The sequence below is a fragment of the Bacillus sp. 2175 genome, from assembly GCF_057812155.1.
Genome location: NZ_CM173819.1, coordinates 903,958 through 925,147 on the forward strand (window position 1 = coordinate 903,958; position 21,190 = coordinate 925,147).

Annotated in this window: 38 protein-coding genes; 25 read left to right on the forward strand and 13 right to left on the reverse strand. The window is 34.8% G+C overall.

Annotated features, from left to right (window positions below; genetic code table 11):
• Positions 1-13: 13 nt before the first annotated feature.
• The 5 genes from gerPD to ACXKY9_RS04890 all read right to left on the reverse strand — a co-directional run bounded on the left by gerPD (position 14) and on the right by ACXKY9_RS04890 (position 1,615).
• Positions 14-208: a spore germination protein GerPD gene (gerPD, locus tag ACXKY9_RS04870; RefSeq protein ID WP_001052807.1), complete on the reverse strand. Its 195-nt coding sequence runs from the start codon at positions 206-208 to the stop codon at positions 14-16.
• Positions 209-214: 6 nt separating this feature from the next.
• A complete protein-coding gene (gene gerPC / locus ACXKY9_RS04875; RefSeq protein WP_001070761.1) occupies positions 215-829 on the reverse strand; it encodes a spore germination protein GerPC in 615 nt (204 codons plus the stop codon).
• A 67-nt stretch (positions 830-896) separates the two neighbouring features.
• On the reverse strand, positions 897-1,103 hold the full coding sequence (gene gerPB / locus ACXKY9_RS04880; protein WP_001012508.1) for a spore germination protein GerPB: 207 nt from the start codon (positions 1,101-1,103) through the stop codon (positions 897-899).
• A gap of 14 nt (positions 1,104-1,117) precedes the next feature.
• Entirely contained in the window at positions 1,118-1,339 is a 222-nt protein-coding gene (gene gerPA, locus ACXKY9_RS04885; RefSeq protein ID WP_001111187.1) for a spore germination protein GerPA, read from the reverse strand.
• Positions 1,340-1,435: 96 nt separating this feature from the next.
• Positions 1,436-1,615 (reverse strand): aspartyl-phosphate phosphatase Spo0E family protein, encoded by a 180-nt coding sequence (locus tag ACXKY9_RS04890; protein WP_000462845.1) that lies wholly within the window; start codon positions 1,613-1,615, stop codon positions 1,436-1,438.
• A gap of 246 nt (positions 1,616-1,861) precedes the next feature.
• On the opposite strand from ACXKY9_RS04890, the gene ACXKY9_RS04895 reads away from it, so the two are divergent.
• Positions 1,862-2,761, forward strand: a complete 900-nt coding sequence (locus tag ACXKY9_RS04895; protein ID WP_001213086.1) for a fumarylacetoacetate hydrolase family protein — start codon at positions 1,862-1,864, stop codon at positions 2,759-2,761.
• Between the two features lie 35 nt (positions 2,762-2,796).
• Here the strand turns inward: ACXKY9_RS04895 and ACXKY9_RS04900 are convergent, their stop codons facing one another.
• Complete coding sequence (locus ACXKY9_RS04900) at positions 2,797-3,081, reverse strand: hypothetical protein (RefSeq protein WP_000926864.1); 285 nt, start codon at positions 3,079-3,081, stop codon at positions 2,797-2,799.
• Positions 3,082-3,191: 110 nt separating this feature from the next.
• Positions 3,192-4,382 (reverse strand): ornithine aminotransferase, encoded by a 1,191-nt coding sequence (gene rocD, locus ACXKY9_RS04905; RefSeq protein ID WP_000616658.1) that lies wholly within the window; start codon positions 4,380-4,382, stop codon positions 3,192-3,194.
• A 150-nt stretch (positions 4,383-4,532) separates the two neighbouring features.
• On the opposite strand from rocD, the gene ACXKY9_RS04910 reads away from it, so the two are divergent.
• On the forward strand, positions 4,533-4,901 hold the full coding sequence (locus ACXKY9_RS04910) for a YisL family protein (protein WP_000233495.1): 369 nt from the start codon (positions 4,533-4,535) through the stop codon (positions 4,899-4,901).
• Positions 4,902-4,955: 54 nt separating this feature from the next.
• Here the strand turns inward: ACXKY9_RS04910 and ACXKY9_RS04915 are convergent, their stop codons facing one another.
• Positions 4,956-5,510 (reverse strand): DUF2777 domain-containing protein, encoded by a 555-nt coding sequence (locus ACXKY9_RS04915; RefSeq protein ID WP_000616049.1) that lies wholly within the window; start codon positions 5,508-5,510, stop codon positions 4,956-4,958.
• Positions 5,511-5,748: 238 nt separating this feature from the next.
• On the opposite strand from ACXKY9_RS04915, the gene asnB reads away from it, so the two are divergent.
• Positions 5,749-7,527, forward strand: coding sequence for an asparagine synthase (glutamine-hydrolyzing) (gene asnB / locus ACXKY9_RS04920; RefSeq protein WP_000333967.1), 1,779 nt, complete (start codon positions 5,749-5,751; stop codon positions 7,525-7,527).
• Between the two features lie 30 nt (positions 7,528-7,557).
• On the opposite strand, the gene ACXKY9_RS04925 is transcribed toward asnB, so the two are convergent.
• The 3 genes from ACXKY9_RS04925 to ACXKY9_RS04935 all read right to left on the reverse strand — a co-directional run bounded on the left by ACXKY9_RS04925 (position 7,558) and on the right by ACXKY9_RS04935 (position 10,022).
• Positions 7,558-8,961: a recombinase family protein gene (locus tag ACXKY9_RS04925; RefSeq protein WP_000650392.1), complete on the reverse strand. Its 1,404-nt coding sequence runs from the start codon at positions 8,959-8,961 to the stop codon at positions 7,558-7,560.
• A 143-nt stretch (positions 8,962-9,104) separates the two neighbouring features.
• On the reverse strand, positions 9,105-9,323 hold the full coding sequence (locus ACXKY9_RS04930; RefSeq protein ID WP_000289677.1) for a helix-turn-helix domain-containing protein: 219 nt from the start codon (positions 9,321-9,323) through the stop codon (positions 9,105-9,107).
• A gap of 15 nt (positions 9,324-9,338) precedes the next feature.
• On the reverse strand, positions 9,339-10,022 hold the full coding sequence (locus ACXKY9_RS04935) for a LexA family protein (protein WP_000130922.1): 684 nt from the start codon (positions 10,020-10,022) through the stop codon (positions 9,339-9,341).
• 149 nt (positions 10,023-10,171) lie between these two features.
• On the opposite strand from ACXKY9_RS04935, the gene ACXKY9_RS04940 reads away from it, so the two are divergent.
• The 22 genes from ACXKY9_RS04940 (at position 10,172) to ACXKY9_RS05045 (ending at position 20,361) form a co-directional block, all read left to right on the forward strand.
• Positions 10,172-10,444 (forward strand): helix-turn-helix transcriptional regulator, encoded by a 273-nt coding sequence (locus ACXKY9_RS04940; RefSeq protein WP_000385074.1) that lies wholly within the window; start codon positions 10,172-10,174, stop codon positions 10,442-10,444.
• Between the two features lie 65 nt (positions 10,445-10,509).
• Entirely contained in the window at positions 10,510-10,674 is a 165-nt protein-coding gene (locus ACXKY9_RS04945) for a hypothetical protein (RefSeq protein ID WP_000014074.1), read from the forward strand.
• A gap of 82 nt (positions 10,675-10,756) precedes the next feature.
• Entirely contained in the window at positions 10,757-10,912 is a 156-nt protein-coding gene (locus ACXKY9_RS04950; RefSeq protein ID WP_000788388.1) for a DUF6906 family protein, read from the forward strand.
• A 14-nt stretch (positions 10,913-10,926) separates the two neighbouring features.
• Positions 10,927-11,679, forward strand: coding sequence for a Rha family transcriptional regulator (locus ACXKY9_RS04955; protein WP_000372563.1), 753 nt, complete (start codon positions 10,927-10,929; stop codon positions 11,677-11,679).
• Between the two features lie 11 nt (positions 11,680-11,690).
• On the forward strand, positions 11,691-11,879 hold the full coding sequence (locus ACXKY9_RS04960; protein WP_001186272.1) for a hypothetical protein: 189 nt from the start codon (positions 11,691-11,693) through the stop codon (positions 11,877-11,879).
• 26 nt (positions 11,880-11,905) lie between these two features.
• Positions 11,906-12,340: a hypothetical protein gene (locus tag ACXKY9_RS04965; protein ID WP_000453494.1), complete on the forward strand. Its 435-nt coding sequence runs from the start codon at positions 11,906-11,908 to the stop codon at positions 12,338-12,340.
• Between the two features lie 18 nt (positions 12,341-12,358).
• On the forward strand, positions 12,359-13,072 hold the full coding sequence (locus tag ACXKY9_RS04970; RefSeq protein WP_000178947.1) for a hypothetical protein: 714 nt from the start codon (positions 12,359-12,361) through the stop codon (positions 13,070-13,072).
• Positions 13,072-13,287: a hypothetical protein gene (locus ACXKY9_RS04975; protein ID WP_015382226.1), complete on the forward strand. Its 216-nt coding sequence runs from the start codon at positions 13,072-13,074 to the stop codon at positions 13,285-13,287. Before ACXKY9_RS04970 ends, ACXKY9_RS04975 begins: the two co-directional genes overlap by 1 nt.
• Positions 13,288-13,357: 70 nt before the next feature.
• On the forward strand, positions 13,358-13,558 hold the full coding sequence (locus ACXKY9_RS04980) for a hypothetical protein (protein ID WP_015382227.1): 201 nt from the start codon (positions 13,358-13,360) through the stop codon (positions 13,556-13,558).
• A 93-nt stretch (positions 13,559-13,651) separates the two neighbouring features.
• Positions 13,652-14,605: a DnaD domain protein gene (locus tag ACXKY9_RS04985; RefSeq protein ID WP_000510888.1), complete on the forward strand. Its 954-nt coding sequence runs from the start codon at positions 13,652-13,654 to the stop codon at positions 14,603-14,605.
• Between the two features lie 11 nt (positions 14,606-14,616).
• Positions 14,617-15,096: a hypothetical protein gene (locus tag ACXKY9_RS04990; protein ID WP_000933912.1), complete on the forward strand. Its 480-nt coding sequence runs from the start codon at positions 14,617-14,619 to the stop codon at positions 15,094-15,096.
• Positions 15,089-15,319: a hypothetical protein gene (locus ACXKY9_RS04995; RefSeq protein WP_000139235.1), complete on the forward strand. Its 231-nt coding sequence runs from the start codon at positions 15,089-15,091 to the stop codon at positions 15,317-15,319. Before ACXKY9_RS04990 ends, ACXKY9_RS04995 begins: the two co-directional genes overlap by 8 nt.
• 23 nt (positions 15,320-15,342) lie before the next feature.
• Positions 15,343-15,900, forward strand: coding sequence for a hypothetical protein (locus ACXKY9_RS05000; RefSeq protein ID WP_015382228.1), 558 nt, complete (start codon positions 15,343-15,345; stop codon positions 15,898-15,900).
• A gap of 38 nt (positions 15,901-15,938) precedes the next feature.
• Entirely contained in the window at positions 15,939-16,373 is a 435-nt protein-coding gene (locus ACXKY9_RS05005; RefSeq protein ID WP_001010921.1) for a hypothetical protein, read from the forward strand.
• A 58-nt stretch (positions 16,374-16,431) separates the two neighbouring features.
• Entirely contained in the window at positions 16,432-16,722 is a 291-nt protein-coding gene (locus ACXKY9_RS05010) for a hypothetical protein (protein WP_001268033.1), read from the forward strand.
• Between the two features lie 146 nt (positions 16,723-16,868).
• Positions 16,869-17,660 (forward strand): prohibitin family protein, encoded by a 792-nt coding sequence (locus ACXKY9_RS05015; protein ID WP_001093039.1) that lies wholly within the window; start codon positions 16,869-16,871, stop codon positions 17,658-17,660.
• An 84-nt stretch (positions 17,661-17,744) separates the two neighbouring features.
• Positions 17,745-17,927 (forward strand): hypothetical protein, encoded by a 183-nt coding sequence (locus ACXKY9_RS05020; protein WP_000356654.1) that lies wholly within the window; start codon positions 17,745-17,747, stop codon positions 17,925-17,927.
• 159 nt (positions 17,928-18,086) lie between these two features.
• Positions 18,087-18,491, forward strand: a complete 405-nt coding sequence (locus ACXKY9_RS05025) for a YopX family protein (protein WP_000389429.1) — start codon at positions 18,087-18,089, stop codon at positions 18,489-18,491.
• Positions 18,492-18,724: 233 nt separating this feature from the next.
• Complete coding sequence (locus ACXKY9_RS05030; RefSeq protein ID WP_000590880.1) at positions 18,725-19,036, forward strand: hypothetical protein; 312 nt, start codon at positions 18,725-18,727, stop codon at positions 19,034-19,036.
• Between the two features lie 35 nt (positions 19,037-19,071).
• Entirely contained in the window at positions 19,072-19,599 is a 528-nt protein-coding gene (gene recU / locus ACXKY9_RS05035; RefSeq protein WP_000540088.1) for a Holliday junction resolvase RecU, read from the forward strand.
• Positions 19,596-19,922, forward strand: coding sequence for a hypothetical protein (locus ACXKY9_RS05040; RefSeq protein WP_038413362.1), 327 nt, complete (start codon positions 19,596-19,598; stop codon positions 19,920-19,922). The genes recU and ACXKY9_RS05040 overlap by 4 nt, the downstream gene beginning before the upstream one ends.
• A gap of 37 nt (positions 19,923-19,959) precedes the next feature.
• Positions 19,960-20,361, forward strand: a complete 402-nt coding sequence (locus ACXKY9_RS05045) for a hypothetical protein (protein ID WP_033676375.1) — start codon at positions 19,960-19,962, stop codon at positions 20,359-20,361.
• A gap of 53 nt (positions 20,362-20,414) precedes the next feature.
• On the opposite strand, the gene ACXKY9_RS05050 is transcribed toward ACXKY9_RS05045, so the two are convergent.
• Both ACXKY9_RS05050 and ACXKY9_RS05055 read right to left on the reverse strand, forming a co-directional pair.
• The gene (locus tag ACXKY9_RS05050; protein ID WP_003286080.1) at positions 20,415-20,543 is read right to left on the reverse strand and encodes a hypothetical protein; all 129 of its coding nucleotides are present in this window, start codon (positions 20,541-20,543) and stop codon (positions 20,415-20,417) included.
• A 200-nt stretch (positions 20,544-20,743) separates the two neighbouring features.
• The gene (locus ACXKY9_RS05055; RefSeq protein WP_000711196.1) at positions 20,744-21,163 is read right to left on the reverse strand and encodes a type II toxin-antitoxin system HicB family antitoxin; all 420 of its coding nucleotides are present in this window, start codon (positions 21,161-21,163) and stop codon (positions 20,744-20,746) included.
• Positions 21,164-21,190 lie beyond the last annotated feature (27 nt).

A 21,190-nucleotide genomic window follows, 5' to 3' on the forward strand; every position in this document is an offset into this window, starting at 1 on the left:
TTTCTCAGTCTCCTTAACCTGGAGTAGGAGGGACATCTGTTACTAATGGTACAAATGGACCCTCTGTAACTGTTTCAAATGGTGTATCGAGAATAGAAGATAGAATGAGGAGATTTGCATCTCCAATTAAAAAGAGTGCGGACGACGATACACCGTTCATTTTAATCTGTCCGACTTTTAACTCACGGTTTACAACGTTAAGGTTCATACATACTTACTCCTTTCGGAAATTTCCCGGTATGTGCTGAATAAAGGAGAGAAAGGCTTTGTCAATATCTTGTTTCATTGCCTGAATAATGATATCTCGTAAATAATCTGGATCTGTTGAAATACCTTCATATGATTGCACTTGTGATAAATAATAAGGGAGTCGATGCTCCATCTGTTTTTTTATGTCATCCACCATCATTTGTCGATACATTTCATCAAGCGGTGTTCGCTCTTCTTGTTCAAAATGGAGAATACGATTATATGCTTCTTCATCTAAGTATCGATGCATTTCTTGGAGGATACCTTGATAAAAGTCTGGGTTTGTTTCAGTTTCAGGGTTTACCTTCAATGTTTCTGTATCCACTTGAAAATCTTCAATTTGTTGTCCTTTTGCTGAAAATGGGTTTAAACCAATATTTAAAGTACCATTTAAATTTTCGACTTTTAATTGATCGAATTTGTATTCCACTTTTCCTACAGAAGAGGAGGGGCGATTTTTTAATTCGTTAAGCTCTTCTTGGAGTTGGCGCACTTGATCTTCTAAATTCAGGATGGCTGCTTGTTGTGTTTGAAGAGCTTGTTGAAGTTGGTGTAAGTAAGTATATATATCTTGATTCATTTGTGAAACCTCCTTTTCAATAGGGAGGGTAAAAATATTCCTGCTATATATTTATGACAAGGATGTCTTAAGAAGAACTAGTTGATGGTTTGATAGAAATAATTTGTCCTTTCGCCTGTAATGGGCGAAGCGGCTCCGTAAATCCGCCCGTATTTGAAAATTTAGATAGGGCTTTAATACTTCCGGCAGTACCAATTTGGAACACAGAAGAGGTTGTAATGCTATCAATTTTAATACTGTTGATGATGATACTTTGGTTTACATAAAAATTCAATGCAATTGCCTCCTTTAAGTTGAGCCAATTATCGCTTGATCGATTACATCTGAATCGTTGACAGTCGTTGCACTTTGATAATTGTAGACAGAAACATTGTCTCCAACGTTGAAAGAGCCGGCCCCGGCGAAAGCACGTGAGTAACTAATAGGCCTAATCGCAAATACATCTCCAATATGAAAAATACCACTTGATCCAATATTGACGATACGAATATGTCCGACCATAGCTGGCATATAAAACACCCTTCGTTTTTAAAATTTTCTTTTCTACTATTGTATGGGCGTTTTCAATAAAATGTGTGTTTTTTTGAAATAAAAGACACACACACGCTATTGCGTGTGTGTGTCGAGTGTTTGATTTGGGTGAAAATCCGTATGTACATGCCAAATTACATTTAAGAGCCTGTCCAGTTCTTGGCTACAATCCACTGTTTTTTGAGAAGTCATTCCATAGCGTTCAGCAAAATAAATCATTTTTTCACGTTTTTTTTCAATCGCTTGCTCAAACATTGAAATCGGCTCCATCTCTAAATGAAATTTTTAGTATATATGTAGTACATATTATACAAAAACTCCATAAAAAAGAAATACCTTCGCTAAAAAAAGTAAAATTTCTACATTTTATGCCAAATATAAAGGCGTAACGAATAGGGTATGAGAAGAATATTGTAAAAATTAGCGTGTATGAGAAGGTTTTTTTCTTACGGATGCGAATACAATTAAAGGGCATGAGTTTTAGGATGGAGAGTGGAAATATTGCGTTTTGTAACGGCGAAGAAAGAAGAAAAGGTATTTGTAGGTATTGTGGATGAAGAAGAAAAAAAGGTATTACACTTAAGAGAAGCGCAAAGACAAAAAGGGGAAAAGGTTACAATCCCTATTACAATGTTAGAGTGTATTGAAAGAGGAACTGAATGCTTTGAGAAAGTATGTGAAATTGTAAATTGGGCAAAAGAGAACGGGGAAGCGGCGTATTATCCGTTAACAGAGGTGAAAATATTAGCACCGATTCCAAGGCCAAGAAAGAATATTTTGTGCGTTGGAAAAAACTATCGTGAGCATGCCATAGAAATGGGCGGAATAGAGTCTATTCCAGAAAATATAATGATTTTTACGAAAGCACCAACAACAGTTATTGGCATAAATGAGCAAATTAATGGTCACCCTCATGCAACGGACGAACTAGATTACGAAGGAGAATTAGCTATCATTATTGGTAAGCGAGGGAAGCAAATAAAAAAAGAAAAAGCGCTTGAGCATGTTTTTGGTTATACGATTATAAATGATGTAACAGCTCGAGACATTCAAAGAAAACATAAACAGTTTTTCCTTGGGAAAAGCTTCGATACATTTTGTCCGATGGGACCGTATTTAATTCATAAATCGGTGGTTAATGCGCCGAATGCATTACACATTGAAACGGTAGTAAATGGAGAAGTAAGGCAAACTTCCAACACAAATAAAATGATTTTTTCAATAGAAGAAATTATTTCAACGATAAGTAAAGGAATGACTTTAGAACCAGGCGATATTATCGCAACAGGAACCCCGGCTGGTGTCGGAAAAGGTTTCACACCACCGAAGTTTTTACATGCTGGTGATGAAGTGGTTATTACAGTAGAAGGAATTGGTACTTTGCGAAATGTAGTGAAGTGAAGAAAAGAGCTATCTTGTTAAAAGATAGCTCTTTTTTATGGCCTTGGGTTATAGAGGTAATCAATAACGGAAAAAGTGTAAAGACCAATGAATGCAAGTGTACAAATGCCAAATAGTATAACCGTAAGTGCGCTTTTTTCTCGTCCAAAACCAATGATAGTAAGAATAACAGCAGTCCAAAATGATGCTTTCAGTAGTGTGAATGTAGTAGGAGTTGAGTAGTGAGTAAGCCATGTTGTGGAAAGTAGGAAGCCAAAGAATGTAACTAAAATAAAAGATGTAGCTAAATAGTTAATATGTTTACCATATCTTAATAGCATATCGCACCTCCTTTACGATTTTAAAATACAGAAAATTACAAAATTATCTTAATGTAAATGAATATAAAAAGAAAGAGGTTGTCCCAACATGTCGGACAACCTCTCTATCATTACGATAATACAGCTTTAATTTTTTGGAATGCCCACTCTAAATCTTCTTCAGAGATTACTAGAGGTGGTGCGATACGAATTACGTTTTCATGTGTTTCTTTACATAGTAGACCAGCTGCTTTTAGTTGTTCACAGTAAGGACGAGCTGGTTCGTTTAATTCGATACCGATGAATAAACCTTTACCGCGAACTTCAGTGATCATTGGGTTATCAATCTCTTTTAATTGCCCAACTAATTTTTCACCTAATTGAAGAGAACGCTCTGTTAATTTTTCTTCTTCTAACACTTCAAGAGCTGCGATAGAAACAGCACATGCAAGTGGGTTACCACCGAATGTAGAACCGTGAGAACCTGGCTCGAATACGCCTAAAATGTCGCGGTTTGCTGCTACGCAAGAGATTGGGAATACGCCGCCGCCAAGTGCTTTACCAAGTATGTACATGTCAGGAGTTACATTGTCCCAGTCACAAGCAAATACTTTACCAGTACGGCCTAAGCCAGTTTGGATTTCATCTGCTACAAATAAAACGTTTTCTTTTTTACATACTTCAAAAGCTTCTTTTAAGTAACCAGCTGGTGGGATGTTAATTCCTGCTTCACCTTGAATTGGCTCTAAAATGAATGCTGCTGTGTTTGGTGTAATTGCGGCTTTTAATGCTTCTAAATCACCGTAAGGAATTACAACGATGCCAGGAAGCATTGGACCGAATCCACGCTTGTACTCTTCGTTTGAAGACATAGAAACAGAACCCATTGTACGTCCGTGGAAGTTATCTTCACAAACGATGATTTCAGCGCGGTTTGCTTCTACTTTCTTCACATCGTAAGCCCAGCGACGAACTGTTTTAATTGCAGTTTCAACAGCTTCAGCACCTGTATTCATTGGAAGTACCATTTCTTTATTAGTTAGTTTCGCAACTTTTTCGTACCAAGGACCTAATTGATCGCTATGGAAAGCACGAGAAGTTAACGTAACACGATTAGCTTGGTCAATTAAAGCGTTAATAATTTTCGGGTGACGATGACCTTGGTTTACTGCAGAATATGCACTTAATAAGTCCATATAGCGGTTTCCTTCAGGATCTTCTACCCAAACACCTTCTGCTTTAGAAATAACGATTGGAAGTGGGTGATAGTTATTTGCTCCGTATGTGTCTGTAAGTTCGATAATATCCTTAGTTTGAATCATGATTGTTCCCCCTTTTGTTATTACAAGAAGTTTGTAAATACTCTAAATATTATAGCATTTAAATGTAAAAAAGCGAAACATTTCCTGAAAATAAATGAACATGTTATCATATAGAGTGAAAAAGTGTGAAAAGAGGAGGTAAGGGATACGATGGTACATATGCATATTACAGCATGGGCGTTAGGTTTAATTTTATTCTTCGTTGCGTATTCACTTTATTCAGCAGGAAGAAAAGGTAAGGGTGTACATATGGGGCTTCGCCTAATGTATATCATCATTATTGTGACAGGCTTCATGTTGTACATGAGTATTGTGAAGACAGCAACAGGTAGCATGCACATGTGGTATGGCTTGAAAATGTTAGCTGGTATTTTAGTTATCGGCGGAATGGAAATGGTTCTTGTAAAAATGAGCAAAAACAAACCAACAGGGGCGGTTTGGGGCTTATTTATTGTTGCGCTAGTAGCAGTATTATACTTAGGACTGAAATTGCCACTTGGCTGGTACGTATTCAAATAAAAATAAAACCACCTTATAATCTCAAAGACTTGGGAGATAAGGTGGTTTTTTATTTTATGTCGCATCGATATGCAACTCTTCTCCATTTACTTTCGTAAAACGGAACATATTTTTATTTGACGTAGTGTGACGGACGAAATGGTGCTGCAGTGTACAGATCATTTCGTCGTTATCAAACAAAAGAATATTTACTCCTTCGCGTGACTCCTCTTTCGGTAAGAAAGATAAATAATTATGACAATACATGCAATCATATAAAGAGTAGTGAAGTGATTGCAATGATTCGGTTAATAATGTGAAGACAGAGTCAGGTAATTCCTCGAGCCATTCATTATAGCTAAGAAGTAACTTTTTTCGAATACGTACCATTTCACCATTTTGCAAATGGTGTTGCTCGTTGGCGATTTGTAATACATCTTGTTCATAGAAACGGGCTGGTAACCAATTGTTATTATACAAAATTTCAAACCCATCTTCGGCAATATCTTCTAATAGAAACGCTTCATCATTTTCATCATCAAAGAATACCCATTCATTGTTTATATATTCTACATTACCGACTGTATGAGCACGGGGCTGGTTATATAAAATATGTTTACGTTGTATCATATACGATTTCTCCTTTATGAAAAGTAGTTATTCCTGTTATAGACAGTTCGTGCGTTCTTTATAACTAGACACATCTAGACATAGGTGGGCATACAATAAAACACGTTTTACTGAGTGAGAATGCTATTCCATATGTGGATAGTAGGTTATCGTCAAGTTTTTTATTTTTTGATCCGCACTCTTAGGGTGGGGATTACTGCACGTTCAAGAAAAGAAATAAGATGGAAGGATGATTTATATGTGCGGGATTACAGGATGGGTGGATTATAAACGCTCATTAGAAGGAGAAAGAGATGTCGTTACGAAGATGGCTGAGACGTTAGCGAAGCGGGGGCCGGATGATAATAAAATTTGGATTAAAGGAAATGTCGCATTTGGGCATAAACGGTTAATTGTTGTTGATCCTGAGGGGGGGAAACAACCGATGACTTGTTTAAAAGATGAAACGAATTATGCCATTTGCTATAACGGTGAACTTTATAACACAGAAGACATTCGAAAGGAATTATTAAGAAGAGGGTATACGTTCAAAGGTCATTCTGATACAGAAGTATTATTAGCTTCTTATATTGAATGGAAAGAAGAATGTGTCGATCATTTAAACGGTATATATGCGTTTGCAGTATGGGACGAACAGAAAGAACAAGTATTTATTGCGAGAGATCGATTAGGTGTAAAGCCACTTTTTTATAAATATGATAGCGGACGCTTATTATTTGGTTCGGAGTTAAAAGCGATATTGTCGCATCCAGATGTGAAGGCGGAAGTAACATTAGAAGGGTTATCAGAAATATTCGGACTCGGACCGTCAAGAACGCCTGGCCACGGTATTTATGCTGGTATAAAAGAATTACGTCCAGGTCATGCGATGACATTTTCAAAGAACGGTTTATGTATATGGAGATATTGGAATGTGGAAAGTAAAAAACATGAAGACTCTTTTGAAGAAACAGTAGAGAAAACGCGCTTTTTATTACAAGATGCTATTACAAGACAGCTTGTTTCTGATGTACCACTATGTACTTTTTTATCAGGTGGTGTAGATTCGAGCGCTATTACAGCTATTGCAGCGAAAGAATATGAGAGATCGGGAAAAGGGCAATTACACACGTATTCTATTGATTACGAAGATAATGACAAATACTTTAAAGCAAATGCATTCCAGCCAAATTCAGATGCTCCGTTTATTAATTTAATGACTGAGACATTTCAAACAACCCATCATCGCTGCGTCATTTCGAATGAAAAATTAGCAGAGTATTTAACTGAAGCAGTACTTGTTCGTGATTTGCCTGGTATGGCAGATATCGATTCGTCATTATTATGGTTTTGCCGAGAAATTAAACAAGATTTTGTCGTTGGCTTATCTGGAGAATGTGCAGATGAAATATTTGGTGGATATCCGTGGTTTTATAGAGAAGATGATTTACAATCGAGTGCATTTCCATGGATGCGTTCTACAGAGGCACGTGAACAACTTCTAAAAAAAGAATGGAGAAATAAATTAAATTTACAACAATATGTACAAAGGCGTTATGAAGAGTCGATTCAAGAAGTTCCTATTTTAGAGGGGGAAAGTCCGCTAGAAGCAAAAAGACGCCAATTATTTTATTTAAATATGGTATGGTTTATGACCACATTATTAGACAGAAAAGACCGCATGAGTATGGGGGCAAGTTTAGAAGTACGTGTTCCATTTGCAGATCATCGTCTTGTCGAATATGCGTGGAATATTCCTTGGGAAATGAAAATGTATAAAAACCGCGAAAAAGGTCTATTACGTAAAGCGTTAGAAGATGTACTTCCGCATGACATCTTATATAGAAAGAAGAGTCCGTATCCGAAAACGCACAATCCACACTATACAAACGCAGTAACAGTATGGCTTCAAAATCTATTAACGGATAAAGGTTCGATTTTACACGAACTGTTTGATAAAGAGCAGTTGAGCGGATTGATTCAGTCTGGCGGCAGTGCATTTCAAACACCATGGTTTGGTCAATTAAACACAACCTAACTACATTAAATAAATGCAGTTAGGTTGTGTTTATTTTAATTTGAAATCCATAACTTTGATTACAGGTGGAATTGGATTCTTACCCGCACGAGCAGGTTTTATTATATCAACTGTAATAGAAGATATAATTGCATTTACTGCTGCTTTCTTAGATTCGTTGTTTAAATTGTTCCATTCATCTTTCAATTGATTTAAAAGTTCTTTTATTTCAATTGAAGATACAGTGTCAGTTATATTAGCGAGTTGCTTTTGAATTATGTTTTCTTCTTGATTTAGTGTTAGCATATCTTTTTTATATTCCTTTTTAGGGATATCACCTTCTATGAATAGAAATTTTAGACGTGCTTTTTTATCCTGAATTCTATTATATTGTTCTTGTAAATTACTCAACTCTACTGGTTTTTCATCAGAAGCGTCCAGCTCAACGACTGCATCTTCTAAAAGGTTTAGAAATTCTTTTTCAAGTATATTTTCTGGAACTTGAGGCATATCACATATTCCTTGATGATGTCTTGAGCTGCACCGATAACCCACAGCAATTCTGTTATGAGACCTTACCTGTCTATTTCCTAAAAAGTGTTTTCCGCATCTTGCACATTTTAGAACATTAGAGAATACGAAAAAATTTTGCAATCTAACTTTTCCTACCTTTCTACTATCTTGTATTTGTTGGACGGTATACCAAGTGTCTTTATTGATAAAAGTTTCAAAATCCTCTTGGGCAATATCTGTTAGAATATCCTCTCCCCATCGAATTTTCCCAATATAAATTGGATTATTTATGATATAACGTACTGCATCATAATTAAATATTTTCCCTTGTTTAGTTTTAACACCACGACTGTTTAAAGATTTCACAATACTTACTACACCTTTTGTTTTATACATTTCGAATATGTATTTTACAATTTCTGCTTCAGTATGATTGATATATAGGTTGCCTTTCTTTAGGTTATATCCCATAGGTGCTTTAGCTCCATTTCTCAGCCCTAATTCAGCCTTTTTATGCATGGAGTCTCGTACACGTTCGGCTGTTGTTTCTCGTTCCCATTGTGCAAGTGTTGCAACTAAGGTAATAAACATTCTTCCAGTAGCGGTTGTTGTATCAAATATTTCTGTACTACTTTTGAATTTAACATTATATTCATCCATTATTTTTAGAATTGAATGTAAGTCTGAAACGGAACGAGTAAAGCGATCTAATCTGTAAACAAGAATAATATCAAATTGTTTTTTCTTCATATCTCTTATCATTTGTTGAAAAGCAGGTCGTTCTGTATTTTTGGCGCTATATCCTTCATCGCAGTAATCATTTACCACTATCCAATCTTGCGATTTGGCGTATTGTTCAAGACGAAGTTTTTGCATATCTAATGAAATCCCCTCTTCAACTTGCATGTCAGTTGATACACGTCTATAAATGACACATTTCATTAACTAAACCCCTTTCTTAATCAATATTTTATGTATATTTTTAATTTATTAGACGAATACTATGTGAAAATATAAGTTTCAATAAGGTGCATTATGAATTGAGGTCAATCAAGTAGTTGACTTTCAGGTGCAGTGAGAAAAACTCACTGTTTTTCCGACTGAATGAATTCGTATAAATCTTCCATATTAATATTGAGTTGAGAAGCAACGTTTTTAGCGGTCTGATAAGACATAACCCTGTCATTGTTTGCGTAAGAATGTATTTGTTGTTTAGCCATGCCAAGTTTCAGTGCTAAATCTACTTGAGTTAATTTCTTTTCTTTCAATATTTCATTCAGTCGACACTTGCCGACTACATACACCTTTTCACCGCCTAATTATTGAATGATTGGACTTACGCTGTATAAAAACTTTCCTATAATCTTTATATCCTCGCAGTTATCTTGTGAGTATTGTTGGTCCTTAAAACTTTCATCATGTGAACAAGGTTCTAAAATCATTAAATCTGTAAATTTATACACCTTTTTTAAAGTTGCGTAATGTCCATTAACAATTACAGCTGCTATTTCTCCATTTTGGACATCAGGTTGTTTTTTTAGTACGGCGTAATGGCCGTTAGGGACAATTTTATTCATGGATTCACCGTTAACAACAAGTCCGAATAATTCATCGATATTGTGAGTTTTGTATGGAGGTGCAATTCTATCAACTATATCTTGTACAGCTTCCAATGGAACGCCAGCTGCGATTTTACCAATAATAGGGATTTCCTTTTTTGATTCATTGTCAGTAGGTTTTTCTTGAACTAATTGGAGTTCTCCATCTACAATTTCAACTTTTGAATTCTTATAAGTTGTATCAATATCAGATTTTGTCACTCCAAACACAGTAGCCATTTTTTCTAAAACCCCTGAACTTGGTTTGGCTCTGTAATTCATATAATCGCTTAAGGTACTTCTTGCGATTCCTATTTGACTAGCTAGATCCGATTGAGTCATATCATTTTCTTTTAAAAATTTCTTTATGTTTTTTACTATAGTTTGTTTTTGTAAATCAGTCATACCGTCACCTCCTATTGTAACTACATTTTTAATATAACACATTACGAATTATTCGTAAAGTGTTCGTTTTGTATGATTTTTTCGTACTTTTGTATTGAAATTACATAAATTTAGTAATACAATAAATATTGAAGGAAGGGGGTAACAAAATGGATTACTTGAAAAGAACATTGAATGAACTTAGAGAAAGTGCAGGGTTCAATCAAGCAGAACTTGCGGATATATTAGAAGTATCCCCAAAAACCCTATGGTTATATGAACAAGATTCAACAAACATTCCAGATGAATTAATCAAAAAGTACATGTACTTATTTGATGTTCCTTATGAGGATATATTTTTTGGACCTAAGTACGAAAAATTCGTACTTATGAAAAAACGCGTTCAAGAGAGAGCGAATAATTTGAAGAATATTGTTTCATGAAATTTTGATTTAAATGGATAGTCCTAGTGTCCCACAAACATATAGATGCATTGAGGTGATTGAGGATGAGTGGGGGACAAATTATTCGTGATGAAAATGGGTATGTGGTGAAAGTAATCCTTACAAGGGAACAGTGGAAGGAATTTTTAACACCGCTAATACCAGCTGCACGAGAGTTAATCATTCAAAGAAAAGTGGAACAACGAAATATAAAAAATGAAAGTAAATAATTTTTTTAACATATTCGCGAAATTTGACGATAAATATTGGTTCTGCAAATTAAAGGACATGAGCAAAAGGGAAGTGAGTTAATTGAAAAATGGTAAAAAGCCAACAAAAAAAGAAAAGGTTCATATTAAATCATACAATTTGAATCCTGATAATTGGTTGATTTTTAAAAAAGTAAGTAATGAATTGCATTTGGTACATCGTAATACGGATAAAACTAAAGTTATTCCGAGTTTGTAGAGGAGGAAAGTAATATGGATCAATTAACAGTAGCAAACGAACAAGCACTAGTATTTGAAAACAACGGAAAAGTTGTTACAGATAGCTTGAAGATTGCGGAAGTATTCAATAAACGTCATGACAATGTTATGGCTGATATCAGAACTCAAATGGAGTATGCAGGTTATGAATTTTCACTCCTGAATTTTAAGGAGCGAACTTATGAAAATAGAGGGCGTCGTTATCCTAAAATCGATCTGACAGAAGAAGCTTTTACATTAGTTGTAATGAGTTATAACACAAAAGAAGCTGTTCAAATGAAAATCAAGTTTATTGAAGAGTTTAAACGAATGAAGCAACATATACAAAATCAACAAAAAATACCTACAGATCCAATGGGAGTTTTAAAGTTAACGTTTCAAGCTTTAGAAGGACATACCCAGGAAATTCAGGAGATTAAATCCGATGTGAAGGATTTAAGAGAAAACGCCCCTTTATATGCTATCGAATGTGATGAAGTATCAAAGGTTGTAAGAAAGTTAGGTGTTCTTCTATTAGGTGGTAAAGAATCTAATGCTTATCGGGATGTTAGCCTTAGAAAAAAAGTGTATAGCGATATTTATAGTCAATTACATAGAGAGTTTGGGATTAGTAGTTATAAAGCTATTAAACGTCATCATTTAGATAGAGCGATTCAAATCATTAATGAAGAATATTCACTTCCAATCATTTTAGAAGAAGAAATTACAGCTACAAATGCACAAATAAATATGGCGGAAGTTCAGTAGGAGGAGCAAACATGCAACAAAAGATTTTAGTGATTACTAGTAATTTCGCAGGTTTTCCAGGTATCAGTGAGTTTCACACAAAAGAAGCTGCAAAAGAAGAAGTTAAAAAGTTGATTCAAAAAGGTGTAAGTCCAAAATCAATTCGTGTAACGCAAGAAATACCTATGAACATTGATATTCAAGTAGATGTTGAATTTTAAGAAGGAAGGATTAGGTGAGAGAAATAATGGAAGTCATGATTGATTTAAATACATTTGCTGATGGAGCACTTGCTGAAAGATTTCATCAAGAGTTTGAGCGTGTAATGGAAAATATGGCGGATTTAAATACTGATCCTAAAAAAGCAAGAAAGATTGTTTTAACACTTTCGTTTGCTGGTGATAAAAAGCGTGATGTATGGAATTGTCAAGTTCAAGCCACTTCGAAACTAGCGCCAACAGAAGCGGTAGAATCTAAGATTCTATTAGATATGGATCAAAACGGAAATTTAGTTGGTCAAGAGTTAGCTTCCGGGATCCAGGGACAGTTTTATATGGATCTACAGGGTGATGTGAAAACAGATGTTGGACAACCTGTAGAAGAAGTAGAAGAGAAGGAACAAAATCAGGTTGCTGAAAAGCAAACGGTAGTAATCGATTATATGAAAAGTAAATCTAATTAAGAAAAGGGGAAATAAAAAATGACTATGACAAGAGAAGCAATTGAAAAGGTACTAGAGATTGGAACGATTGAAACACATAAAATCGGGGAACAAACTTATTCAACACAAAGATTACATCTTGTGCAAGAACCGACACCAGCAGAGATTACTGTTCGTAGTTTATCTGGTTTAGTAGGTTACGTGAAATCAGAATTTGACACAACTGAACCTGTAATGATTCATATTGTAAACCCAACAACGGTAAGATGCTTTACTGCGGTTAATGGAGATAAGGCTAGAAGTACCTATATCGAAGCACAAGCGTCCATTCCACGTTTTAATTTTGGAAGTTTTTATGACAGAGAAGAATTTAATATTGCATTGCAATCAGGTTTTGTACAAAACAATCATCGAGACATCGTTTTACAGGTAGTTGGTACCGTTGTAGAAAATGATGTGAAGGAAATTGGAGATGATGGTGTATCACAAGCTGTAACGGTGAAAACAGGAGTTGCGAGTAGAGGGAATGCAAAAGTACCTAATCCAGTGCAATTAAGCCCATATCGAACATTTGTTGAAGTAGAACAACCCGAAAGTAAGTTTGTATTCAGAATGCGTGAAGGGGCACGTTGTGGTTTGTTTGAAGCCGATGGTGGGGCTTGGAAGTTAGAAGCGATGAATAACATTAAAGAGTATTTAAAAGAAGCTTTAGCGCAAGAAATTGAGTCTGAAAAGGTGTTTGTTTTAGCCTAATGGATATTACAACGGTAGAAAGTACAACGAATGTCTGTATCTTTGGATTAGGGATTGTGATACTTGCGTATGGAGTTTATAAAGGTGGTACTTTCATTGAACGAAAGTTTGATGAAAGTGATCGCTTAGAAAGGGAGGCTTTAAAAGATGGGAATAGAAAGCCGAGTTTTTCCGGAACATCTAGAAAAGGCTTTGGAATTAGAAGAGGAGCGTAGAGAGTGTATACAAAATCTGCATCTGTTATATAAACAAATGAACCAGGCAAATAAGGAAAGGAATAAAACTTTGTATCTTGAATTACATAACGCTTATCAGAAGCAAGGTATAAGAGATTTAGAGATTTCAAAACAGTTATCAGCTATGTATTTTAAGAAACAGAAAAGTGATCGTGAAGCAGAAAAAACAGAGGTTTTTCGTGTAGCAGATCATCTTGAAAAGGTTGGTGGCAGAAAAGAAGTAGTTGAAAGAATTCGCAAGAATGCATAAGAGAAGAACCCGCTGCAACGGGTCCTAAAGAAAAAATAATAATACGTATTATAACAATTAATAAATGTTTTGAAAATAGGAGAGGTAGGAAATATGGGTATTTTTCGAGTGAAAAAGGATACGAATTATTCGGTGATACACAATACGCCTTTGCGTGATGAGAACTTAAGTTGGAGGGCGAAGGGATTATTAGCCTACATGCTTTCTTTACCGGATGATTGGACATTTCATGCTACTGAATTAAGTCAACATGCCAAGGATAGCGAGAAAACAACAACAAGTACCCTAAAAGAGTTGAAAAAGGCAGGGTATTTGAAGAGATATCCAATCCAAAATTCAGAAACAGGGAAAATTTCACATTGGGAAACCATTGTTTATGAGTTACCAACCATAGATACCAAAAACCATAGGGTGGATAAACCACCTAGTGGTGAAACCACTGAGTGGAAAAGCCATCCTATGGATGAACCACATGATGGTGAAACCACCGAGTGGACGAACCACCCTATGGAAAAATGCCGACTACTAAATACTAATTCTTTACTAAGTACTAATAATATACAAAATACTAATTATTATCATGATGATAATAAAGAATCGAAATCACATGTATTAGTCGATGAAGAATTTAAAGTCAGTTATAACTTTTTAAAAGGTGAAGGAATTCCATTAAGTGAAATTGCCATTACGGAATTAGGAGAGTTTTGTGATTCGTTTGGTAGCGAATTAATTAAACATGCTGCTCACAAAGCCATTGATGAAAATAAACCAAAATGGAATTATATTAAGGCTATTTTGAAAAGCTGGGAAAAGCAAAAAGTAAAAACATTAGATGATGTTGCTGCATTAGATAGACGCTTTGAAATGAGTAAGAATAAGCGATTGAATGGTTCGGGACCAGGTCGTTCAAATAGAAAAGAAATTGTTCCAGATTGGTTACGTGAAGATGTTGAGCCAACTAAAAAAGAAATTGAAAAGCAAAACTCGCAATCTATTGATGAAGAGCGTGAGAGATTGCAAGAAATGCTAAACAAATATAAATCATAGGAGCGATTTACATGTTAAATCCATTTGAAGATGTAATTGGAGAAGAGTGTTATAAATGCGAAAATCCTTTTCCTGAGTCTGATATGAGTAAAATATATATTTCTGGTTTGGAAAGGACTTTATGCAAGCAGTGTAGAGAGCAGCTTGAACAGAAAGTAAAAGTGTTAGATTTTCGTGTCATTCATGACGTACTAAAGGAATTAATAATAGGATTCGGCCGTGAGAAAGTCCGTCAATTTGATTTAGTAACTGCAAAAAGGTACGTGATTGACAACGAAGTAGGTCTAACAATTGAAAAATGTGGTGGCAGGTTCAATCAAGAACCTTTAGGAGAATTTGTTTCCTTATCTACCGAAGAGTTAATTGTAGTCATCGAATTTTTAATGAGAAAAATGAATCCTAATTTATGGATGAATGCTGTGATAGGGAACGTTTTAGAGCAACAAATGATTATTACACTTTCACCGATAGAAGGTGAGCTAAATGACTGAACAAATCACAATAGATCATGATTTTATTTATGAGCCACTTATAGATACATACATGGTGGATATTGTTACAGAATCAGGATTTAAATTAGAATTTTGTGAAGCTGAAACGAAAGAAGAAGCGGCGTTAAAAATTCGTGAAAAATATCGTAAGAATTATAGTTTTAAGATTCGTAGTATTGAAGTTTCGAATAGATCGTTAAAAGAAATTCAAGAACTTAACTAACAATTGAATAGGAGAAGATACTCATGCGGAATCCATATGATTATTATATAACTCCAGAAGAATATGAGGCGGCTGCAAAGAATGGAATTAGTAATGAATTACTGACACGTAGGATTAGAAATTTGGGATGGGACAAAGAAATTGCAATGACAAAACCATCAAGATATAACGCAAATAGATGGAAAAACATTAAAGAAATAGCTTTGAAAAATGGTATCTCTCATTCAACTTATACAGCAAGAATAAAAAAAGGTTGGAGATTGATTGATGCAATCAGTAAGCCACCTATAGATAAGTATCAAGCATTAAAATTGGCGGAACAAGTCAATTCAAAATGTAAAAATAAAGTGTTAACTGATGGACAAGCGGAACAAGCTGAATTAAATGGTATTAGTTATAATACGGCACGTGACAGAGTTAAACGTTTGAAGTGGACTGTAGAAGAAGCCATAACAACTCCAGTGTTAACACGATCAGAATGTGGAAAGAAGGCAAAAGAAGCTTCACCTTGGTCAAAGTTGGTTATACCATCAAGAGAAGAAATAATGAAGCGTAGAAAGCTAACTTATATAGCAAATTAGTTTGAATTCATAAATCTTTAATTAAGGAGAGATAGGGAATGAATTTCCAAATTGATGAAAAGAATGTAGCTGCTGGTCAATGGGTTGTATGCGAATTGAAGGATAACAAAGTTATTACACAAGTGAAACGAGTGATTAAAGATACATTTAACAATAAAGTGGAATTATGGGGATCGTGGGGATGCGAAGGAACAATACATGGTGATTGGGGCTACAATCATGCGAATAAATGTAGATATGCCACAGTTGAGGAAATCAACGCAGAAAGTGTAAGACGTGTATTTGCTCAAAAAGGACGTAAGCCGAACGAGTATCGTTCTGGTGATATTGTAACTGATGATGTGTATGCATATCGTGTGTTACATGTAATAGAAGATAGAGCAACTGTAGAACTCATGAATTCAAATCAAATGTATGAAGTTGCAACAGCTAATTTAGAAATCCTTTTCTTTGATGAGGATATGGCTGGATAAAGCAATTGCATAAATAGTTTGCTCAATCTCAAATAAAGGATAAGGGGATACATTTAAAATGCGATATGCAAGAGGCACTCAATATGGTTTATATGCATGTAAGGGTAACAATAAAGATTACAAATGGTTTAAAAAAGCTAGGAAAGGTATGGGAAATATAACTATTAAAGAGAACAAAACGTTATGGCCATACAAAGAAAAAATTGATCCAACGTTTAAGTGGGACAGAATGATGGGAAGAGTTTGTTGGTCATTTGCGAATGGGGATACGGAAACTACCATGTTTGCACTCTTAAAATATACAAAAATACCACGCTGGATTGCTGTGAAGCTAAAAAGAAAGGAGTGATGCAATGTTCTCGTTATTTGTAGGAATTATAGTGTGTATCATGGTGTTGTCATTTTTATGGATTATAGCTGGTAAATTAGGAGTTTTTGAGTGTATTGGAAACGTAGTATTAAAAATTAAAAACATGTTCAAGGAGGAAAAATAAAATGAATACAAAGAAAATCGTAGGTGCAGCAGTAGTAGGATTCAGTCTTTTAACAGGTGGAATTTTAACTGCAATGAGTGTAAAGGTGATTGACCAGGGACATGCAGGTGTTGTTTATAACAGAAGTACAGGAATTGAAAAGGAGACCTTAGGACAAGGATGGCACTTAGTTTCACCATTTAAACGTGTAACAGCTTATCCTATTTCAACAGAAACGGTTAAAGTAGATAAATTTAGCGTACAAACCAAAGATGGAAAGCCGTTAACAGTGAGTCTATCTTATGATTACATGAATGATGCAGAGAAACTTCCTAAGATTTATAACAAGTTCAAAGGACAGGCCCCAGATGTGATTGAGAACGGGTGGTTACAAACTCGACTTAAGAAAGCTACATTAAACGTTTTCTCTAACTATTCAGTTCTTGAAGTATTCCAACATCAAGGGGAAATTAATGGGGCAATAGAAAAGGAGTTTAGAAAAATGGTAGATACTACTGGCTTCTTAGTAGATTCTGTTACGTTAGAAGCTCCTAAACCAGATGCAAATACAGCAAAAGCGATTCAAGGAGTAGTAGATGCTCAACAAAACCTTGAAAAAGCAGAGATTGAGAAAAAGCAAGCTACAATCAATGCAGAGAAAGCCATTGAGGAAGCGAGAGGAAAAGCTGAAGCAAATGAGATTATTAAGAAGTCTTTAACTCCAGAAATTGTAGAAATTAAAAAAATTGAAAAATGGGATGGCAAGTTACCACAAGTAAGTGGAGAAGCTAATCCATTGGTTCAAGTTAAATAAACTATATTTCCAGGACTTTCTTAAATGAGGGAGTCCTGGAATGTTATCAAATTTGAATTTTGTTAAGAAACGGGGAGTGTTGATATGGATAAAGAAAAAGCTCTTGAATATTTGAAGGGTATATCTGATTGGGAATTTATTGAGATAGCACAGGAAGTAGCTGAACATCATCTCGGGGATAGATGGTTAGATCCAGAAATAAAGAATCAATGTGGCCCGTCAACAGAAAAGTCATTGCTAATGATTACATGGACAAAAAGTTTTTAACAAAAGCGTTATTTTAATCGGAATGGCAGGTAATTGACCAAATCACCTGCCAAATGCCTAAACAGTCCGGAGGGGTAAAGCTCCGTTTTGAAAGAATGTAGCTGACTCGTAGATAGTATGTGTAATGTAAAAAAAATTATTCGTAAAGGAGAATGAGAGATGGAAGATATTAAGTTTCGGGCGTGGGACAAGGTTATGGAGAAAATGTATGAAGTCGGATTTATAGACTTTGCTAAAGAAAGAGTGCAATTGGCACATATCGTTGATGGCATTTGTTATGCGGTGTATATCTCTCCTTTGAAAGATGTTGAGTTACTTCGATACACGGGAATTGAGGATGTAAAAGGCAGTGAAATTTACGAAGGGGACATTGTCTATCAAGAATTTCATGATCGTATGGAAGAAACAGATGGATTCACAGGAGCAGTTAAGCAGATGGAAGGCGCTTGGTGGATTTGTAACGGAGTGGATCATGCTGAATTGCTGTGGAGTGAATTAAATCTAAATCATGTAAAAGGTAATATCTATGAGAATGTAGAGCTATTAGAAAACTGGACAAAATAGTTATTTTGGGAAGATGAAAATTAAAGAGTTTATAATTCTTAAGCTTATGTATATAAAAAATAATCATAAAAAGAATATGGCATACAAAAATGCAGCATATATAATCCAGGCAAATGTAAAGATGATGAATTTTAGAATTTTCATAATTAGTCCTTTTAGGTATAGAGTGCACAATGCTGGAGAATTTATTAATTTTTTTACAAAATTCTTATTTTAGATAAAGGTGAGACAGAATGATAAAGATAAGTAAATCTGAAGATTTTGAAGAAAAATTACAAAGACACAACAAGAGAATGGAAGAAGATGAATTATATAGAGAAGCAACAAAAATGCTTACATTTCCTGCTGGTCATAAGCTTGAATTGGTGATTGAGGTAACGGATGAGTATTATAGTCATAATTTACATAACTTGCTTAGGGGAAATATAGAAGGTGCTGAATTGCTGGGATTTAAGGTAACTGAGCTTGTAATTAAACCCGAAGCAAGAAAGAAGAACGCGGTAAGAGAGTTCTTAAGCCAGGTAGTACAAGATTATAATTTGTAAAAAATAATTATTTTAGTGGAAAGAGACGGTGTATCATGGGTTACGCAAATAGAGGAATGTTATTTGAGCTTTTATTAAACAATACATGCCGTATGTATAAAGCGGCGAATGTAGGAGTATTTAATAAGCGCCCTACACCAATAAAAGTGATAAAGACAGATAAGAAAGGCAATATAACTAAAAGTGCATGGGAAAGTAAATCTACAGTAGATTATGACGGTGTGTACAAAGGAAGAGCTGTTTATTTTGAAGCGAAATCTACTGAAAAAACCACAAGCTTCCCGTTAGATAATATAAGTAGGCACCAGATTGACTATTTAAAGGATACACAAGAACAGGGAGCACTTTGTTTCTTTTTAATAGAATTCAGAACGGATCAGGTTATTTATTTTGTTCCTGTTTCTGTAGTAGCAGAATACTATGAAGCCATGCTGTATGACGGAGGAAGAAAGTCTATTCCAAGAGAGGAATTTGAGAAAAGAGCGTATATAGTACCACAAACTAATAGAGCACCTGTTGATTATTTATATCATGTAGATAAGTTAGGAATGGTTACTATATGAGTCCAAAAGAAGCGAGGGTGGAAATACTAGGATTAACAGATAATCATTGCCGTCAGTGTGACAATAAATGTTCTCGTGATTTTGTGTATTGTTGGACAAAGTGTGAAGTAGGGAAGAGATTGAATGAAATAGGGGTTGTTTTGGGTGGTAAAGTTTTTGTTAAAACATCCATACAAAGAACAGAAGACGAATGGAATACAATTTGTGAAGAAACCATGAAACTTAAAGAACATGGGATGAAATATATTGAAATTGCTAAAAAGTTTAATGTGAGTTACGGGCATTTAAGAAAACAGTTAAATAAACGTAACATGAAGAAATGAGTTTACATGGTGAAAGAGGAAGCAGGTGAGCCAACCCTTGTTTGAATGGTTTAAAGATTATAAAAAGTTGGAAGATGAAATCATTTATTTAGAAAATAAATTGCATAGAAGTAAAAGAGAATTAATGCGTTGGAGTGTTGGTGATTTATCAAAGTATAAGTTAACTGCTGATTCAGATGGTGCGAAAATAGAGGAACACATAGCGGCTATAGAATATGAACTAGCGAATAAGATGAACGATCAGTACGACCTCAAAATATTAATTGGTAAGTTTGAAGGACTAGAAAATAAAATTCTATTTGGTAAGTATGTGCAACGAAAAACATTAGAATCTATAGCTAGGGAATTAGGCTATAGTAGTAGTTATGTATATCAGAAGCATGCTGAAATTTCTAGAAGGATAAAGCTTGCTGAGGAACTTACACTTTTCTTACAGTAAGTTTTACATATGGTATCTATTGAAAAAATGAATTATAGTAATAGCATAGAATTTTACGTAAGAGCGACTGGTGCATGGTTGCTCTTTTCTATTTTTAATAGTAACTGTAAAATTTGAATGGGTTGGTTACCGAATAAAGCTTTATGGATGTCTGTTTGAATGAACTGGCGTTTATAGGGCAAGTAAATAATTACAAAGAGAACTTTAGAATCTAATTGTGATTATGCAGGAATACAAAATAATTAAACGGTCCATAAGGAGAGCTTTTGCTCTTCTTTGAGCTGATACGTGCCTATCTATAGTGTCGGTTCAAAGAAGAATAAAAAAATGAATATGAGTAAACAAATAGCTTATATAAAAAAGAGGACGCTCATGGCGTCCTTTATGGTGTATTCTTTTTATCTTTAATGCCCAAATGCATTTCCAAACCTTCTACAAGGATCTCGGAAAAATTAACGCCTTTATGAGTTGCGTATTCTTCTAACCAAGAAGGAAGAGTTACATTTTTTCTTTTATAAGTTGTTTTGTCTTTATTTCTAAGTGGTGGCATCCAAACATCAATTAAAAAAGAATTTTCGTCTGTATCTAATTCTAATTTATCAATTGGTGTCGGTTCGGGAATTGATTCATTATCCTTTTCCATACCATATAAGTGAAGTCCTAATGCTTCTCTACCTTCCTTTAAAGCGTCTTCTTGTGTATCTGCATGAGAAACGCAACCAGGAAGGTCTGGAAAGTAAATACCGTAACCATCTGAAGACTTTTCAAGGATAGCGGGATAAACGTAATAGTCTTTTTTCATAATTTGTTTTTATAACGATTTCTTGTA

Excerpts from the sequence above, each read along its gene's own strand:
- asnB (WP_000333967.1), top strand. The coding sequence starts at position 5,749 with ATGTGCGGGATTACAGGATGGGTGGATTATAAACGCTCATTAGAAGGA.
- ACXKY9_RS04935 (WP_000130922.1), bottom strand. The coding sequence starts at position 10,022 with ATGACTGATTTACAAAAACAAACTATAGTAAAAAACATAAAGAAATTT.
- ACXKY9_RS04940 (WP_000385074.1), top strand. The coding sequence starts at position 10,172 with ATGGATTACTTGAAAAGAACATTGAATGAACTTAGAGAAAGTGCAGGG.
- ACXKY9_RS04975 (WP_015382226.1), top strand. The coding sequence starts at position 13,072 with ATGGATATTACAACGGTAGAAAGTACAACGAATGTCTGTATCTTTGGA.
- ACXKY9_RS04965 (WP_000453494.1), top strand. The coding sequence starts at position 11,906 with ATGGAAGTCATGATTGATTTAAATACATTTGCTGATGGAGCACTTGCT.
- gerPA (WP_001111187.1), bottom strand. The coding sequence starts at position 1,339 with ATGCCAGCTATGGTCGGACATATTCGTATCGTCAATATTGGATCAAGT.
- ACXKY9_RS04985 (WP_000510888.1), top strand. The coding sequence starts at position 13,652 with ATGGGTATTTTTCGAGTGAAAAAGGATACGAATTATTCGGTGATACAC.
- ACXKY9_RS04910 (WP_000233495.1), top strand. The coding sequence starts at position 4,533 with ATGGTACATATGCATATTACAGCATGGGCGTTAGGTTTAATTTTATTC.
- ACXKY9_RS04925 (WP_000650392.1), bottom strand. The coding sequence starts at position 8,961 with ATGAAATGTGTCATTTATAGACGTGTATCAACTGACATGCAAGTTGAA.
- ACXKY9_RS04890 (WP_000462845.1), bottom strand. The coding sequence starts at position 1,615 with ATGTTTGAGCAAGCGATTGAAAAAAAACGTGAAAAAATGATTTATTTT.
- recU (WP_000540088.1), top strand. The coding sequence starts at position 19,072 with ATGGGTTACGCAAATAGAGGAATGTTATTTGAGCTTTTATTAAACAAT.
- ACXKY9_RS05040 (WP_038413362.1), top strand. The coding sequence starts at position 19,596 with ATGAGTCCAAAAGAAGCGAGGGTGGAAATACTAGGATTAACAGATAAT.
- ACXKY9_RS05000 (WP_015382228.1), top strand. The coding sequence starts at position 15,343 with ATGCGGAATCCATATGATTATTATATAACTCCAGAAGAATATGAGGCG.
- ACXKY9_RS05010 (WP_001268033.1), top strand. The coding sequence starts at position 16,432 with ATGCGATATGCAAGAGGCACTCAATATGGTTTATATGCATGTAAGGGT.
- ACXKY9_RS04970 (WP_000178947.1), top strand. The coding sequence starts at position 12,359 with ATGACTATGACAAGAGAAGCAATTGAAAAGGTACTAGAGATTGGAACG.
- ACXKY9_RS05015 (WP_001093039.1), top strand. The coding sequence starts at position 16,869 with ATGAATACAAAGAAAATCGTAGGTGCAGCAGTAGTAGGATTCAGTCTT.
- ACXKY9_RS05055 (WP_000711196.1), bottom strand. The coding sequence starts at position 21,163 with ATGAAAAAAGACTATTACGTTTATCCCGCTATCCTTGAAAAGTCTTCA.
- ACXKY9_RS04900 (WP_000926864.1), bottom strand. The coding sequence starts at position 3,081 with ATGCTATTAAGATATGGTAAACATATTAACTATTTAGCTACATCTTTT.
- ACXKY9_RS05025 (WP_000389429.1), top strand. The coding sequence starts at position 18,087 with ATGGAAGATATTAAGTTTCGGGCGTGGGACAAGGTTATGGAGAAAATG.
- ACXKY9_RS04945 (WP_000014074.1), top strand. The coding sequence starts at position 10,510 with ATGAGTGGGGGACAAATTATTCGTGATGAAAATGGGTATGTGGTGAAA.
- ACXKY9_RS05030 (WP_000590880.1), top strand. The coding sequence starts at position 18,725 with ATGATAAAGATAAGTAAATCTGAAGATTTTGAAGAAAAATTACAAAGA.
- gerPD (WP_001052807.1), bottom strand. The coding sequence starts at position 208 with ATGAACCTTAACGTTGTAAACCGTGAGTTAAAAGTCGGACAGATTAAA.
- gerPC (WP_001070761.1), bottom strand. The coding sequence starts at position 829 with ATGAATCAAGATATATATACTTACTTACACCAACTTCAACAAGCTCTT.
- ACXKY9_RS04995 (WP_000139235.1), top strand. The coding sequence starts at position 15,089 with ATGACTGAACAAATCACAATAGATCATGATTTTATTTATGAGCCACTT.
- ACXKY9_RS04915 (WP_000616049.1), bottom strand. The coding sequence starts at position 5,510 with ATGATACAACGTAAACATATTTTATATAACCAGCCCCGTGCTCATACA.
- ACXKY9_RS04960 (WP_001186272.1), top strand. The coding sequence starts at position 11,691 with ATGCAACAAAAGATTTTAGTGATTACTAGTAATTTCGCAGGTTTTCCA.
- ACXKY9_RS04990 (WP_000933912.1), top strand. The coding sequence starts at position 14,617 with ATGTTAAATCCATTTGAAGATGTAATTGGAGAAGAGTGTTATAAATGC.
- ACXKY9_RS05020 (WP_000356654.1), top strand. The coding sequence starts at position 17,745 with ATGGATAAAGAAAAAGCTCTTGAATATTTGAAGGGTATATCTGATTGG.
- rocD (WP_000616658.1), bottom strand. The coding sequence starts at position 4,382 with ATGATTCAAACTAAGGATATTATCGAACTTACAGACACATACGGAGCA.
- ACXKY9_RS04955 (WP_000372563.1), top strand. The coding sequence starts at position 10,927 with ATGGATCAATTAACAGTAGCAAACGAACAAGCACTAGTATTTGAAAAC.
- ACXKY9_RS05005 (WP_001010921.1), top strand. The coding sequence starts at position 15,939 with ATGAATTTCCAAATTGATGAAAAGAATGTAGCTGCTGGTCAATGGGTT.